The organism is Azospirillum sp. (assembly GCF_050789165.1).
In genome coordinates, this window is the sequence record NZ_JBOZRT010000115.1 from 1 (window position 1) to 15,058 (window position 15,058).

11 protein-coding genes, 1 tRNA gene and 1 pseudogene are annotated in these 15,058 nt (G+C 65.6%); 9 read left to right on the top strand and 4 right to left on the bottom strand.

The annotated features are described in order from the left end of the window. Positions 1-97: 97 nt before the first annotated feature. Positions 98-880, bottom strand: a pseudogene (locus tag ACRWK7_RS25755) (IS256 family transposase); the annotation flags it as partial. Positions 881-993: 113 nt separating this feature from the next. Here ACRWK7_RS25755 and ACRWK7_RS25760 point away from each other — a divergent pair. Next, entirely contained in the window at positions 994-1,539 is a 546-nt protein-coding gene (locus ACRWK7_RS25760; RefSeq protein ID WP_431859184.1) for a YgjV family protein, read from the top strand. A 72-nt stretch (positions 1,540-1,611) separates the two neighbouring features. Here ACRWK7_RS25760 and ACRWK7_RS25765 read toward each other — a convergent pair whose 3' ends face one another. Continuing rightward, positions 1,612-2,841 carry a cellulase family glycosylhydrolase gene (locus ACRWK7_RS25765; protein WP_431859193.1) on the bottom strand — a complete coding sequence of 410 codons (1,230 nt, stop codon included), beginning with the start codon at positions 2,839-2,841 and terminating at the stop codon, positions 1,612-1,614. After that, positions 2,748-3,371, bottom strand: a complete 624-nt coding sequence (locus ACRWK7_RS25770; protein ID WP_431859185.1) for a glycoside hydrolase family 5 protein — start codon at positions 3,369-3,371, stop codon at positions 2,748-2,750. The genes ACRWK7_RS25765 and ACRWK7_RS25770 overlap by 94 nt, the downstream gene beginning before the upstream one ends. Before the next feature lie 203 nt (positions 3,372-3,574). On the opposite strand from ACRWK7_RS25770, the gene ACRWK7_RS25775 reads away from it, so the two are divergent. The 5 genes from ACRWK7_RS25775 to ACRWK7_RS25795 all read left to right on the top strand — a co-directional run bounded on the left by ACRWK7_RS25775 (position 3,575) and on the right by ACRWK7_RS25795 (position 8,974). Then, positions 3,575-3,841, top strand: coding sequence for a hypothetical protein (locus ACRWK7_RS25775; protein ID WP_431859186.1), 267 nt, complete (start codon positions 3,575-3,577; stop codon positions 3,839-3,841). Between the two features lie 543 nt (positions 3,842-4,384). Then, positions 4,385-5,026 carry a hypothetical protein gene (locus ACRWK7_RS25780; protein ID WP_431859187.1) on the top strand — a complete coding sequence of 214 codons (642 nt, stop codon included), beginning with the start codon at positions 4,385-4,387 and terminating at the stop codon, positions 5,024-5,026. Between the two features lie 159 nt (positions 5,027-5,185). After that, positions 5,186-6,379 carry a tyrosine-type recombinase/integrase gene (locus ACRWK7_RS25785; RefSeq protein WP_431859188.1) on the top strand — a complete coding sequence of 398 codons (1,194 nt, stop codon included), beginning with the start codon at positions 5,186-5,188 and terminating at the stop codon, positions 6,377-6,379. 356 nt (positions 6,380-6,735) lie between these two features. Next, positions 6,736-8,583 (top strand): tyrosine-type recombinase/integrase, encoded by a 1,848-nt coding sequence (locus ACRWK7_RS25790; RefSeq protein ID WP_431859189.1) that lies wholly within the window; start codon positions 6,736-6,738, stop codon positions 8,581-8,583. A 16-nt stretch (positions 8,584-8,599) separates the two neighbouring features. Further along, positions 8,600-8,974 (top strand): DUF6262 family protein, encoded by a 375-nt coding sequence (locus tag ACRWK7_RS25795; RefSeq protein ID WP_431859190.1) that lies wholly within the window; start codon positions 8,600-8,602, stop codon positions 8,972-8,974. A gap of 172 nt (positions 8,975-9,146) precedes the next feature. On the opposite strand, the gene ACRWK7_RS25800 is transcribed toward ACRWK7_RS25795, so the two are convergent. Next, entirely contained in the window at positions 9,147-10,823 is a 1,677-nt protein-coding gene (locus tag ACRWK7_RS25800) for an ISL3 family transposase (protein WP_431859194.1), read from the bottom strand. A gap of 650 nt (positions 10,824-11,473) precedes the next feature. Here ACRWK7_RS25800 and ACRWK7_RS25805 point away from each other — a divergent pair. From ACRWK7_RS25805 to metK, 3 genes are all read left to right on the top strand, one after another. Beyond that, positions 11,474-11,548: transfer RNA gene (locus ACRWK7_RS25805), tRNA-Thr, on the top strand. A gap of 355 nt (positions 11,549-11,903) precedes the next feature. Then, positions 11,904-13,814 carry a hypothetical protein gene (locus ACRWK7_RS25810; RefSeq protein ID WP_431859191.1) on the top strand — a complete coding sequence of 637 codons (1,911 nt, stop codon included), beginning with the start codon at positions 11,904-11,906 and terminating at the stop codon, positions 13,812-13,814. Positions 13,815-13,945: 131 nt separating this feature from the next. After that, the coding region (metK, locus tag ACRWK7_RS25815; protein ID WP_431859192.1) for a methionine adenosyltransferase at positions 13,946-15,058 on the top strand (1,113 nt) is incomplete at its 3' end.

Below are 15,058 nucleotides of genomic sequence, written 5' to 3' on the forward strand. Positions count from 1 at the left end.
ACAGGGTGTTCATGCTGCCGTACGGCCTGTTCGATTTCCGCCGTACGCGCTGTTCAGTTTCGACCGGACAGCCTGTTCATTTTCACCGGACTGTGCAGAGGTGAACGATGCAGGTCTGGACCTGGGCCTGCGGGAACACGGCGGTGATCGCCTCGGGGAAGCCCTTCAGGCCATCGACGATGGCGATCAGCACGTCCTCCACTCCGCGGTTCTTCAACTCGGTCATGACGCGCAGCCAGAACTTGGCGCCCTCGGTCTGCTCGATCCACAGCCCGAGGATCTCCTTGGTGCCGTCGGGGCGGACGCCAAGGGCGACGTGCACCGCCTTGTTGCGCACCGTGCCCTCGTCGCGCACCTTGACCCGCAGAGCATCGAAGAACACCAGCGGATACAGGGGCTCGAGCGGGCGCTCCTGCCACTCGGCGACCTCGTCGAGCACGGCGTCGGTGACGGCGCTGACCAGGTCGGGCGAGACCTCGATGCCGTACAGCTCGCGCAGATGCCCCTGGATCTCACGCACGCTCATGCCGCGGGCGTACATCGAGACGATCTTCTCGTCGAAGCCGGGGAAGCGGCGCTGGTACTTGGCGATCAGCTGCGGATCAAACGTGCCGAGCCGATCACGCGGCACGGCGAGGGTGATCTTGCCGGTGTCGGTGAGCACCGTCTTGCGGCCATAGCCGTTGCGGCTGTTGGCCCGGCCATCGGGTTCCGCGCCGTCGAGGTGGTGATCGATTTCCGCGTTCAGCGCCCGCTCCGCGAGCGCCTTCTTCAGCTCATCGAGCAGGCCGTCCTTGGCGAAGGCGCTCTGCGGGTCGGCCCCGGCGAGCAGTTGATCGAGCAGGTGGTCCGGGATGCTGGGCGCTTTGCGTCGTGCCATAGGGGGCCTCCTTCGGTCCCTCGGTTATGGCCCGTACACGAAATTCCCGACAGTCCCTGGTGTCAGCGGGGCCGTGGTAAGACAACGCCTCGCATCCAAGTGCCGCTGGTTTGATGACCGAATCTCTCCTCACCGCTCCGTTCGCCCAGGGGATCGGCCTTGCCGGCGCGGCCTTCGGCATGGCGTGGCCTCTGTTCCGCAGCCGATTCGGCATGTTGATGGGACAGCTGGCCGTGAATCTGTGCTTCGCGCTGCATTACCTTCTGTTGGATGCCTGGACGGGTTGCGTAATGAACCTGTTCGCCGCGGCCCAGGTCGTCGCCGCCGTCCCGCTTGGGACGCGGCCGCGATTCCGGCTGGTCTATCTGGCGGTGCTCCCGTTCATCGCCGCCGGTGTAGCGCTAACCTGGAACGGCGTGGCTTCGGCCTTCGCGGCGCTGGCATTCGGCTGCGTCAGCTTGGCGCGCTACCAGATCCAGGTGCGTCCGTTCCGCGTCGCAATGGCGGTGGCCTTCCCGTGCTGGCTTACCCACAACCTGCTGGTCTTCTCGGTGCCTGGCGTGGTGTCGGACGTGGTGGGCATGACGCTGAACCTGGTCATGCTCGTGCGCCTCCTGTGGCCCCGCAGCCGGGCCCCCTCCGAACTGGTGCTCAAATAAGGACGGCCTGAAGACCGCAACGCGCTCCTCGCGACTCGCTAAGGCTCCGGGCGGGCCAGAGGACATGGAGGCTCAGCCCCACACCTCCACGCCCGTGTCGTGTGGTTCCAGCGCCGCGTCCATCGCGATCGGCGCGATCCGCCCTTCCGCCCGGCCGTACTGCACGTAGTGCAGCGTCGCCGCGTCCTGGTTGGCGCCGAACGCGGCGTGCAGGTCCGGGTAGGCCTCGGCGTAGAAGTGTGCGTCGAAGGCCGTTGCCGACCTCCCCTCGGCGATGCCATGGATCAAGTAGTGGATCTCGGCCGCCCGCGTGTCGGTGCCGAAGGCGTCGATCAGATCGGGGTTGCTGGCCAGATAACGCAGCGCGTCGAAGCCGTGCGCCGCCCGCCCCTCGTGCACGCCGTAGCGGATGTAGTGGGCCGCGCCGGCCTCGGCGTCGGCGCCGAAGGCGGCGCTGAGGTCGCGGTGCGCGGCGAGATAGTTGTAGGCGTCGAAGCCGGTGGCGCGGCCCTCGGCCCGGCCGGTCTCGATGAAGTGGCGGGCCGCAGCGTTGCGGTCGGTGCCGAAGGCATCGATCAGGTCGCGGTAGGAGGCGGTGTAGGCCAGCGGGTCGAAGCTGACGGTGCGCCCTTCCGCGTGGCCGTACTCCTGGTAGTGCCGCGCGCCCGCCACGGGGTCGGCGCCGAAGGTGGCGGCGAGGTCGGCGTGGCTGGCGATGTAGGCGAGGGCGTCGAACGGCCGCGCCGCCGGAGCGGCGGGCGGCGGGGACGGCGAGACGGGCGCCGGGGTGGCGGGGGTCTCCGGCCGAACCGGGGGGGTGGGGGAGGGGACAGCCGGGGCCGGCGTCGTCGGGGGCGATGCTGCCCCGGAGAACAGGCCGGCCTTGATGGCGTTGTACTTGTTGTAGTCGACCTGCCAGCTGTCGTTCATGATGCCGCCGGTGTCGCCCGAGCCGGGGCTCCAGGCCCAGTAGGTCCAGCTGGCACCCTGCTGGCCGGCCTTGAGGTCGATGCTGCCGTTGCCGTCCCAGTCACCATTCATGTACTGGACCAGTTTCGGCATCCACGTCCGGTCGATCGCCGTCTCCATGCGCGAGCCGTACTCGCCCACCAGCACCGGGTGCTGGTCGTTCTGGATCAGGCGGCCCCACATCTCCGTCCACTTCGCCGGCATGTTGTTCGGGAAGTTGGGGTCGGAGAACCAGCTCATCATGTGCAGCGACGGACCGTAGTCATGCACCGAGTAGACCAGCTTCGACGGGTCGGCCGAGAACTTGACGTCGTAGTTCTTCTGGCCCAGCAGGTTGCCGCCCCACGTGGTCGGGTTGTGCGGTTCGTTGTGCAGGTCGGCGCCATGACCGCTTCCTTGCTGGCGTAGCGGGTCGCCAGCATCTTCCGGTTCTCGATCATCTTCGATTCCGGGTACTGGCTGGTGTACCAGAGCCCGTTCTCGTTGGCCGACGCGCCGTCACCCGAGCGGTGGTGGTCGAGGATGATCTTCATGCCGATCTTGCCGGCGTAGTCGATGATCTTGTCGAAGACCTCCAGCGAGGTCTTGCCGACCAGATCCGGGTTCTTGCCGTAGTCGATGCCCGTCGGCATGCGGCCGGCGTCGAGCATGGCGTCGGACCAGGGCAGGCGGATGACGTTGAAGCCCAGGGACTTCATCTTGTCCATGTGGTTCTGGTAGCTGTCCGTCCACAGGCCCTGCGGCGCGAAGGCGTCGCCCTCGGCGCCGAACCAGTTGACGCCGGTCAGCTTCACCGCAGCACCCGAGTTGTCGATGATCTGCCCGCCTCTGGTGGTCAGGAATCCCGGTGCGATGGTCGTCATGGTCGTTCCAAGTCGTCTGGAGGCCGCAGCCCAACAGGGCTCGAAAATTCTAGGTTGCGGCGGCGGTATCCGCTTGTGGACAATTTTAGGTAAATGCCACCGCGAGGCTGGCGCGCATCCATCGCATTGCCCGGTTGCGTCGCTTCGGGACGCCGGACATACTCCCCGCCATGGGAATGCCTGCAAAAAAGCGAGTGCGGCTTGTGGCCGCCCTTGGCGCGCTTATCGGATCCGCCATCTTCATCAGCGGCTTACCGTCCCGCCTTCCTGAAGAGCAGGTGGCTGTGGCAAGAGCCGCGCACCAGGAATGGGCGCAGCGTCATAACGCGGATGTCGTGCGGGGGCGTCCATCCAGTGCGGGCGCGCGCCCAGAGGTCGAAACTCACACGCGCGGCCTGCCGGTCGTGATCACGCTCGGCTTCCTCATAGCCGCCATCAGCGCTGTGGCTTTCATCCAGAGCTTTGTTTAGGTCCGGCCAGCGCCTGCCTACACCTCCCGGGGAGTCAGCACGATTGGGAACTGGTTGCGGTGTTCCCAGTCGGCTTCCCTTCTGGGAGTCGGCATCCTGTTGCACGGTCGTGAGGATCTATACCGTTCGTGCAGTGCAGCGTTTGCCCTTTGACAAACAAAGAATGCTCGTACAGATTGCACAAAGAAGCCGCGCCAGGGGTTATGGCGCGGCTTTAAAGACGGCCGTATTGAGGGGTTCAACACGGCTAAGTTGGCGATAAGGGAATTATCGTTAACTAATACATAACCATCCCTGCAGAGGGATGCAAGACTTCCAGGGCCGTCCATCTGGGCGGCCCTTTTCCATGCTACGCAAATCCCGTTATGTCAGGCCCGACTTGGACAGTTGAGCGGCACGTCGTAGTTGCGGCTCATTGATTTCGCTGGGGTTTTCGGGCCAATTCCCCGGGTTGAGCAGAAAACCTGGTGCCACGCTACCGCTTCTGAGCCTTTCTCATCCTGGGTTTTGCTTCGCTATGCTGGTGTCCTTCTGGAGGCCAGCATGTTCTTCCGTCTCAAGAAGTCCGGCCCACGCAGCTATCTGCAGATCGTCGAAAACCGCTGGGAGGACGGCGTCACGCGCCAGCACGTGATTGCCACCGTCGGCCGGGTGGACGAACTGGCCGCCTCCGGGGCACTGGCGTCACTGCTGGCCTCCGGAGCGCGCTTCTGCGACCAGGTGATGTTGCTCTCCGCCTTGGAGGCGGATGGACCACAGCTCTCCGCCCGCCGCATCGGCGCGCCCCTGCTGTTCGGGCGGCTGTGGGAGGACACCGGCTGTCGGGCCGTGCTGGAGGAGGTCGTGTCCGAACGCGCCTTCGAGTTCCCGGTCGAGCGCGCGGTCTTCACCGCCGTGCTGCACCGACTCCTGATCTCCGGCTCGGACCGCGCCCCACGCCTGATGGGCCAGCGCGCTGGCGCCACCGGTGCGCTAGCGCCGCAGCAGGCGCCAGATCTGCCGCTCGCTCACCTCCAGGACCGTGGCCGCGGACGCCGCCGTTCGCCGCCCGCCCACAACCTCCGCCAAAACCTCAACCCGCTGAAGATCCCGCTCGCTCATCACCACCCAGCCCACCGCCAGCCTCCCAGCCGTGACCCCGACCGGAAACTGACATTTCTGCTTTGCCAGAGCGCGACATTCTAACTTTGCGCCTACAGCATCAGATCGCATAAGGCATCTTATGGAATTACCTGTAGGCACGTCATCTATGTCAGATACGTCAGATACGTAGCCACTATGCGCGTTTGAGCCACGTTCCTGACAGGCATACCGTAGGTCTGTCAACGGCGCGTCAGGAACGTCATGTACCTCCAGCGCATCGTCATGCCCTCGGGTTCGGTCAGCTGGACCGCCTTCGACACCGCCGGCGGCACGGTGACGGAGATCCGCGAGTTTGTGCTGTACCTGGAAGCTCGCCACTATGCACCCAGCACCGTCAAGCACTACGCCAAGCACGTCGTCCGACTGGGAAACTACCTGGGCGCCTTCGGCAAAGGCTTCCATGAACTGACGGCGCCGGAGTTCGACCGCTTCGTCCAGGCCGTGGTCCGCCACGGTGATCGCCTGGACGCTGAAGCGGCACTGAACATCATCCCGCTGCACCAGGAGCACATCGAGCTGTCGGCCAGCCTCTACAACCAAATCCTCTTTGCCATCAAAGGCTTCTACCAGTTTCTCGACATGCGCCTCAGCTCGACGATCTTCGCCGAGGCCGAAAAACACCGGGCTTACGATGGGCTGGATACCTACAAGCCCTTCCTCCATCACATCTCCGGCCGGAAGGCCCGGCGCAAGAGCGAACGGCGCGCCGACAAGAAAGCCAGGGCTGCCGCCGCCAAGCGCGCGGCCGATTCCCGGCTGCTGCCGGAACAAGTCTTCCGGATCATCGAGGCGGCAACACTGGCCCGTGACGCCTTCCTGGTGGTGATCCTCTACACGACGGGAATGCGGATCGGCGAAGCCCGGGGCCTGCTGCACGATGACGTCCGCCTCGATGAGAACGTTATCTGGGTGACGCCACGCGACCTGGAGAACCGGGCCCGCGTCAAGAGCGGCCGATCCCGGCCGATCCCGGTCCCCGACTTCATCATGCGGCTGTACGAGGACTACGTCGCCAGCGATGAATACCTGCCGGCCTTCGAAGCGGGCAGCGACTATGTGTTCTGCAACGTCCAGGGCGGGCGGATCGGCCGCGGCCTGAGCGAGGACAACGCCTACGACATCCAGGACCGGCTCGCCCGGAAGTCCGGCGTCGATTTCACCTGGCACATGTTCCGCCATTCGCACGCGAGCGAAGCCATCGCCCAGGGCTACAGCCTCCTCGACGTCGCCGATCGGCTCGGCCACGCCAGCCCGCAGATCACCAACAGCATCTACAAGCACCTCTTCAACGCCGAGTACCGCAAACTGCGCCTCCGCAGCCACGAGGACCTCGCGGGCAGGATGGATGCCCTCCGGCGCCAGGCGCTCACCGAGGAGAAGCTGAAGTGGCTCTGAGCGTCGCCATGCCAACCGAGCGCAGGACGCCTACATCGGCGGCCTGCGCGCCTTGATCGCTTCCCTCTCCCCTACTCTGCTGGAGCGGGACCGCTGGGGGTTCTTCACCCTGCGCGACTGCTTCGGCATCGACGAGACTCCCTGCTCTACCTCGGCACGTTGGCCGAGCCGATCAAGGAAAGCATCGGGATGCTGGCCGCCAACTCGCGGCCACGGGCCTGGATGACGAGTACCTCTGGGGCATCGGTTACGACTTCAGCACCGTTCCAGAGCCGTACAGGACCGAACTCAAGGCGTTCTTCGCATGGCGGCTGGCCCGGCCGCTGACCCGATCCAGGTATTGGCACTACCGGACCGTGAAGCTCATCGAGTTCTGTGCCCATCTCGCCTCGACCAGCGGCGCCGCAACGAGCAACGTGCCGCTTCACCTGATCGACTACGGGCATCCCATCGAGACCGGCGACGGCAACGGCAGCTCGCCCCTGCGGGCCATCATGGAGGACTGGTTGGCCGCCAATGGCTGGTCGACGATTTCCATGGCGCCGCCGTACGTCACCCGCGGCGCCGACGGCAGCCGCACTATCACTGCAACAGAGTACCGGGGCGGCAACAGCATGCCGGCCAACGATCTGACCTTCACGCTCATTGTGCTACGCGAGAAGTTGAAGCCCCTGGACCAGCGCGACCTCATCCTGCTCCAGGACGTGTACTCCGAGGACGAGGTTCCCGACGCCAAGCGGCGCGAACCCTACTTCCACTTCTACAAGTTCAGGCTGGGCTGGATGCGGGAAGCGGCCCGGCGCTTCGTTCTCAGCAAGATTGAGCACAGGGAGCTGAGCCCAAGATCGTTGATCTCGTACATCACCCGCTTGGTTCTGCTCGAAAGCTGCCTGTGCGAGACCCACGAGACCCCGCGGCTCGAACACATTACTCGGGAGTTCATCTCCGAGACGTTCTTGAATTGGGGCAACGCGCGAAAGCTCGCCGGCAAGAACTGGTACGCCGACCCCTGCAACATGGTGCACTACGCCTCCAACTACCTGGCCGACCGTGGCTGGGGCGACATCAAGTTGGACAAGCGAAACCTGCGCCGCGTCGAGGGTCAATGGCCCGGCGGCCGCGGCTACCAGCAGAAGGTGGAGGAGCGCACCATCCCCGAGGACGTCGTTGAGCAGATGTTCCAGAGGATTGACGCCCTCGCCCCTGCCGTGAAGCGCCTGCTGATCCTCGACCGGTACACCGGGATGCGGAGCGCCGACCTTCATGCCCTCGACTTCGACTGCTTGAAGGACGATCCAGACGACGACCGCTTCATGATCCTGACGTTCTACCAAGGCAAGGTGAAGCGCTGGAACACCAAGCCCCTCCTCAAGGAGGACGCCGCCCATGCCCTGGTAATCAAGACCATCCAGGATCAGCAGGCGGATGCGCGCCGGACATGGGGAAAGGACACCAAGTACCTGTTCCCCACCCGAACCGGGGACGGCGAGACGCACGTCACCGCCAACCACACCCTCGGCGAGATCAACAAGTGGATCATCGAGCAGGGCATCCACGACGCGGACGGGCGCCCCTGGGAGTTTGGCTGGCATGGCCTGCGGCACTTCTATGGGACCGAGCTGGCCCTGCAAGGTCACGACATCGTGCTGATCCAGTTGGAGCTGGGCCACGGCTCCGCCGACATGACGATGGTTTACATCAACCGCCGCCTGCAGCTGAAAAAGAAGGCGCTGCTGGAAAAGGGCGGCGGCCGGTACATCGACATCAAGGGGCAGGTGGATGAGAAGATCGGCGACTTGGCCGTGCGCAAGGACGCCGTGCTCGCCGTAGATGTTCCCGGCGGACTCTGCGCCCTGCCCGGCCAAATCGGAGAGTGGTGCGATCACAACCGGGCCTGCCTGACCTGCACCTACTTCCGCGCCGACATTGACCAGCTGGCCTTCTTCGACGCGGAGCGGCGCTCGATCCGCGGCACCATCGCGCGCCTGAAGCAGGAGGTTGCCGAGTACCACGACCATGGCCGCGCCCGCATGGCCGAGATCGGCGAAAAGCGGCTGGCGAACAACGAGGGCCTGCTTGTAAACGTCACCCGCATCATCGACACGATCAAGGCCGAGGGCAGCTACCGTGGCGACACCCGGAGATACCAGCGGCCTGCGTGCCGCGGCGGAGGAGAAGCGAGTCCGCAAGCGCCGGGCGGTTGAGGCCGCGATCCTCGACATGCAGCAGGCCGGCGAAGCGATCACCTTCAAGACTGTGGCCGAGAAGGCGGGCGTCAGCCGGGAGTACCTCTACCAGAACTTCAAGCCGCTGATCGAACAGCTGCGCACCTCGACCCAGAACCAGATCGTAGAGGTGGACGGCGAACCGACGCGCGTCCGGACGGCGCGCCGCTCGGCCACCATCGAGGTGGCTTTGCGGAACAAGATCAAACGCCTGGACGGCGAGCTTTCCGAACTGCGCAAGCAGAAGACCGCCCTGGAGCGGCGCTACGAACAAGCTTTGGGAGAGGCCGAGGAATGGCGCCAGCGCCACAAGCAGGCCGTGGCCGAGGTGCTGGAGGCGCGCAGCCGCCTCGCCAAGTACGAGCGCTGACACCGAGCTTGGGGGGCGCCAAGGCGCGCCCCAAGACGACCTTCAGCTCGGTGGCGGCCATCGGCTCCTCAGCCTGTACCGCATCAGCGACGTAGCCGACCGCCGACCAACTTCAGGCTCTTGGAAGTTTCGCGTGGATGACCGGGGCGTGCATTCTCTCCCAGCTTTCGCGTCAGGCATGCCCCAGGACGCGACCGCGTAGCAGATCGAAGCTGGCGCGGCCGTACATCTCGCGTTTGATGACCTTGAGCCGGTTGACCTGCCCTTCGACTTGCCCGCTGCTCCAAGGTTCGCTCAAGGCGGCGCGCACCGCGTCCTCATCACGGCGGATCCCGGCGGCGAACGAGGCCAGCAGCGCCGAGGCTTCCGCTTCACGCAACCAACCATCGAAGGCATCGGGTGTCTTGTCCTTCACCATTGCCGCGAACCGGCTGATGAGGGCAACGGCGTCGGCGAGACTGGGGGAGCCCTCCAGCAGGGCGCTCACGAAACGGCGCTGATCGTCATCGAGCTTGGTGACCTCGCCGGTCAGCAGGCGCACCGCTTTGCGTGGCGTCGGCGGCTCGGCCATCTTGTCCGGCAGCGGCTTCCGGGAGGAGCGCTTTGCCTCGACCGGCGGGTCTTGGCGCCGACGCTGGGTTCCCCAGTTCCGCACGACGGTGTACTGCCCGACGAAGCCTCGGTCCTTGAGTTCCCGCCACAACGCGGCGGCGTTGTGGCAGCCGGCCCGCCAGCGCTCCTCCAGGTAAGCGCAATGCGGATCGAGGATGCTGGTGCCGCGGTCATAATGCCGCCACGTCGGCGCACGCCCCGCGCGCAGCCAGCGGCCCACGGTTTTGCGCTCGACGCCAAGGCTCCGAGCGACCGCGCGGATGGACATCCCTTGCTCGCGCAGGCGAGCCGCTTCGGCAAAGCGCGCGTCGCGGTGCTCCTGCGCGACAAGCGAGCGCCGTTCCGACGCGCTCAGGCGCCGCGCCGGCGCTGCGGGCTCCTCCGATGGCGGTTCGGGCGGCTGTGCCGCCGAGCGCGCGGCTTCCCGCAGATCGCGATGATGACGCTCCAGGATCCGCTGCAGGGCGTCGCTGCCGTTGCGCAGCAGGTGCCACCGATCGGCGATCTGGATGGCGTCGGGGGCTCCACGGGCCGCGCCATCAGCGTAGGCTCCGGCCCGATCACGCACGACCATAGCCACGCTGGGATGCGCCGTCAGCCACGCCGCGAGCGTGTCGGCACTGCGGTCGGGCAATAGGTCGATGACACGTCGGCGTTCCAGGTCACACAGGATGGTGCCGTAGCGCTGGCCCTTGCGCCAGGCCCAGTCGTCCACTCCGAGCACCGTCACTGGGGCAACCGGCGGCAGGTCGCCGACACGAACGCGCTGGAGCAGCGTCGCGCGGCTGATCGGCACGCCCATAGTTGCGGCATGACGGGCCCCGGGATTGCCACCGAGCGCCAGGCCGATGGCCCGATGTACCGCGCGCAACCGGTCGGTCTGGCGCGCCCGAGGGCGTGCAACGTCGGGCAGCGCTTCAACGAAGGTGCGGCGGGGGCATGCGGGTGCCGTGCAGCGGAAGCGACGGACCCGGACCAGCAGAACGGTCGGATGACCGAAACAGGCCACGTCACCAAGGCAGCGCCAATAAGAGCCGTGGACCCGCCGGGATGGGGCGCCGCAGCCGGTACAGGACGCTGAGGGCACAGTCATCTGCGTGCGCAGCGTGATCCGAGGAAGCTCAGGGTCAATCTGGTCGAGAACCTGGAGAGGGGAGAGAAAGCCAAGAGAGTTCAGAGAGATGTTCAATGATACGACCGCGTTGGAGATGCTTCCCCCTATATGGCCGTTTCTCATCCCAGCGCCGGCCGCGATCCATCCCGGCTGATTCGTCATGTCGAATTCAACCGTTAATCGACCACACGAAACTTCCAAGAGCCCAACTTCAAGCTCGGTGCCCAAATACCTATCGAGTCCGCCATTGCTGACATGTCCGGAACGGACGTACACCTTGCTGCACCCCAGCTTCCGCGACTCACCTCCCGGTAAACGACAATTACCTGTAGGCGTGTTTTTCCGCATGAGGCGAAAAATGGCATTCGCTTCTGCACTGGCCGGAACGGTTGAAAAAAAGGCCGTTGGTGACCAACGGCCTGAGGATCACTTGAAACCCGCCTTCAGACAGGTTAGGTGTTAATTAATCAATAACCCGATCGCCATTACGGTTGCATTGAACCCCTCAACGCAGCCAGTGGACTGAGTGGCCGCGTCGAATGTTCGGCGCGGCTTCCTTGTAGGATTATCTGCTGCATCGCAGCTTGGCTTGTCAAATGTCAAAGCGCCGCATGTTCTGTAGGCATAAGCCGTTCCGCAGGGCACCCCCCGCCTGCCCGATGTGAACGGCGTCCGCGCTCCTCGGTCCCACCCGCCATGAATTTTTTTCGAATGGCCGAGAGTGAGCTTTGACAGGCGGGATTCCTTTTGCTACCAACCGTGCCCCACGGATCGCTGCCGTAGCTCAGTGGTAGAGCACTCCCTTGGTAAGGGAGAGGTCGAGAGTTCAATCCTCTCTGGCAGCACCATCCCTCTCTGGCAGCCCCGCCGCCGATTCCAACCGTACCGCTCAGGTGTAAGGCTCTGCAGTCCCGCTGCCCTATTTCGGAAAGCATACGTAAGATCCAATGAGCAGCTTGCTTCTGTCCGGCGATACGTGGGGCATTCAGCGGTGAACATGCGGGGTGCCGAGGCGGCGACGGCTCGGCGCCGATCTGGAACGCGCTTCCGATCGTCCAGGACCTCCGTGGGGACATCGCCGAGATCGGCGCCGTCAGGGGGGGCGCCGCAACTGTGCGGCCGACGCAGCTCCGCCGTGGCGAGTACCTGTCCCGGTGGGCAGTAATTTGAAACGCGCAACCGGCACGACGTGACCGTCGCCCCATGAACGAACTACAGAATGATCCCCGCATCATCCGAGCGGCTTCGTCCTATCAGGGCGGCGCGTTTAGCACGGCCCTGACGCTGCTAAAGGCCGTTCTGATTGAGTGGCCGGAGTGCCCCGAGGTCATCCAGTTTTTCGGTGCCTGCCTTGCGAAGAACGACTCCACCGTACCGGACGCCCTGCGATGGGGAGGCCGCGCCCAACGCCTCGCTCCCGGCCTTCCGGGCAGCGCCGACAACGTGGCGGTCCTCCGGACTCTCACCGCCGAAGGCGTCGAGAAGGCGTTGGCGGATGGCCGAACCGACGCCGCCCTTGCCGGCTTCGCCGCGCTCCTCGGGACTGAGCGGGCGGCGGGGCACGACGGTCCCGTCGGCAAGGCGCTGGCGGCGATGCTGGGAACGGCGCGGTCCGCGATGCTGGAATTCGGGGGCAACACTGCGGCAGAGAGTCTGCTCCGCGCCATGGTGGTGGCGGCGCCGGCCGAGCCGGCGGTGCTGTACCGTTTGTCGATCCTCGCCAACCGTGCCAGCTGCCCGGCCGAGGCAATCGAGCTGATGCGGTGGGCGCGCGCGGCGGCGGCGGACGCCCTGTGGCTGTATCAGCCAGCTCAGGATACTTACTGGTGGAGCGTCTGTCAGGCGGTGGAGGCCGGAACCGCCGCCTCACCCCGGTTAGCGGCCGCTCTGGGTGCCGGTAAGCCGGACGGCGCCGTCATTCCGCATGGACTCGTCCCGCAACTGCCCCTACGGCGGGCGCGGCGCGCGGCTTCGGGCCGGGAGTTGCCGCCGCGGTGGGCGATCATTCCGGGAGCGGTCCGCGCGCCCAGTGAAGTGCGTTCGATGGTCGGCCGTGCCGTGCGCCTGCGTTCCCAGGGCCTTTTGGACGGCATCGTCCTGTCGACCTGGAACGGCCACGTGTCCGGCAATCCCGACCTGCGCGGCTTCCTCGATTCCCAGGACGTCCGGTGGGTGGAGACCCGGCCACCGCGGATTCGCATACCGGGGAACATCGTGCAGCAGATGGTGACGCTGTCGCAAGCGCTGGAGCACTGTCCAGACGGCGCACTCATTCTCAAGATCCGCACCGACAAGGTAACGGACTATCTGCTGGACCACTGTTCGGTCCCCTATCTCCGGCGGCCGGACCTGTTGCGTCTGGCGCCCGGCGACGCGATCCCCGGCGTCAACCTGAGCGGCAGGATCGCCGTTCCCGAAGCGTGCTTGCTGCGGCCATTCAACTACACCGACCTTGTGTTTGCCGGCTTCAAGCAGGACCTGTTGAAGCTGGTGAACTTCGACCTGCGTTACCTACTGGTGTTCCGGAACGTCGATGCGGAACAATGGTTCTTTTCCCACCCGTTCATCGACCGGTTTAAGATCTTCCAATGGATGTTCGCCGAGCAGTCGGGCATCACACTGGAAGGCTCGGCGCTCTGGAACCTGCTGGCAGACCTGCTGAACAACGACTTCTTCATGGAGCTGATCGCGGTCCAGTTGAGCCTTGTTGACAGCTACTTCCGCGTCGGCCCACTGGATCATAATCCGGCTTTCCAAAAAGCTGTGGCGGGCGTTGTGCGCCGTTCGACCTTTCGGGAGATCGTCTTCGGCTCCGCGCTGTTCAACCGCTTGACCGTGTTCCAGACCGCAGCGTGGATTCCGCCTCTTCTGCGGGGCGAACTCCGGCCCGATCCCCTGGGGACGCGCTTCGCCGACGCGCTGGAGCGCGTCGCCGGCCCGGAGCGCCGGTTCGATCCCGGCGGCTGGGACGAGGCGTCGGTGCGCGCCCGCCCCGCGTTCCAGGATTTCGTGGCCATCAATCAGCGGCACATGGAGCGGTGGCGGGGCACGATCCCGGCGTGGGAGACGCGCCGCGACGACATCGACCTGAGCGATTATTTGGTGAAGATCTGAAGGCGGCGCCCGCCGCTGCCGCGCCGGCGGCTCGGGCGCTATCACGCGTTAGGGTCTTGTTCGCACCGGACCAGAAGCGTACACACCACACGCGCGTGCAGAGCGTGTGTACAGGAATGGAGAGGTTTGCCGTGGCCAAGCAGAACTACGTCTTCACCAGCGAGTCCGTGTCCGAAGGCCATCCGGACAAGGTCGCCGACCGGATCTCCGACGCCATCGTCGACCTCTACCTGTCGCACGACCCGTACGCCCGCGTCGCGGTGGAGACGCTGACCACCACCAACCAGGTGGTGCTGGCCGGCGAAGTGCGCGGGCCGGAGAGCATCACCCCCGACATGCTGGTCCAGGTCGCCCGCCACGCCGTCAAGGACATCGGCTACGAGCAGGACGGCTTCCACTGGGACAAGATGGACGTCAAGTGCTTCGTCCACTCGCAGTCCGCCGACATCGCCATGGGCGTGGACGCCGCCGGCGACAAGGATGAGGGTGCGGGTGACCAGGGCATCATGTTCGGCTACGCCTGCAACGAGACCCCGGCCCTGATGCCGGCGCCGATCTACTATGCGCACGCCATCCTCAAGTCGATGGCCGAGGCCCGCCACTCGGGCGCCGCCATCGAGTTCGGCCCCGACGCCAAGAGCCAGGTCACGCTGCAGTACGTGAACGGCAAGCCGGTGCGCGCCACCTCGGTGGTGGTCTCGACCCAGCACGGCGAGGCCTACTCCCAGGCCGACATCCGCGAGATCGTCCGCCCGCACGTGCTCAACGTGCTGCCGCAGGGCTGGATGTGCGACGAGGCGTCGTTCTACGTCAACCCGACCGGGCGCTTCGTGATCGGCGGGCCGGACGGCGACGCCGGGCTGACCGGGCGCAAGATCATCGTGGACACCTACGGCGGTGCGGCGCCGCACGGCGGCGGCGCCTTCTCGGGCAAGGACCCGACGAAGGTGGACCGCTCGGCCGCTTACGCGGCGCGCTATCTGGCGAAGAACGTCGTGGCCGCCGGCCTGGCCGACAAGTGCACGATCCAGCTCTCCTACGCCATCGGCGTGTCGAAGCCGCTGTCGGTGTACATCGACACCGCGGGCACGGGGAAGGTGGACGAGGACCGTCTGTCGGACGTGCTGCAGCAGCTGGTGAACCTGTCCCCGCGCGGCATCCGCACGCACCTGGGCCTGAACAAGCCGATCTACGCGCGCACCGCGGCCTACGGCCACTTCGGCCGCGAGCCGGACGCCGACGGC

Excerpts from the sequence above, each read along its gene's own strand:
- ACRWK7_RS25760 (WP_431859184.1), top strand. The coding sequence starts at position 994 with ATGACCGAATCTCTCCTCACCGCTCCGTTCGCCCAGGGGATCGGCCTT.
- ACRWK7_RS25770 (WP_431859185.1), bottom strand. The coding sequence starts at position 3,371 with ATGACGACCATCGCACCGGGATTCCTGACCACCAGAGGCGGGCAGATC.
- ACRWK7_RS25780 (WP_431859187.1), top strand. The coding sequence starts at position 4,385 with ATGTTCTTCCGTCTCAAGAAGTCCGGCCCACGCAGCTATCTGCAGATC.
- ACRWK7_RS25785 (WP_431859188.1), top strand. The coding sequence starts at position 5,186 with ATGTACCTCCAGCGCATCGTCATGCCCTCGGGTTCGGTCAGCTGGACC.
- ACRWK7_RS25795 (WP_431859190.1), top strand. The coding sequence starts at position 8,600 with ATGCAGCAGGCCGGCGAAGCGATCACCTTCAAGACTGTGGCCGAGAAG.
- ACRWK7_RS25800 (WP_431859194.1), bottom strand. The coding sequence starts at position 10,823 with ATGAGAAACGGCCATATAGGGGGAAGCATCTCCAACGCGGTCGTATCA.
- ACRWK7_RS25810 (WP_431859191.1), top strand. The coding sequence starts at position 11,904 with ATGAACGAACTACAGAATGATCCCCGCATCATCCGAGCGGCTTCGTCC.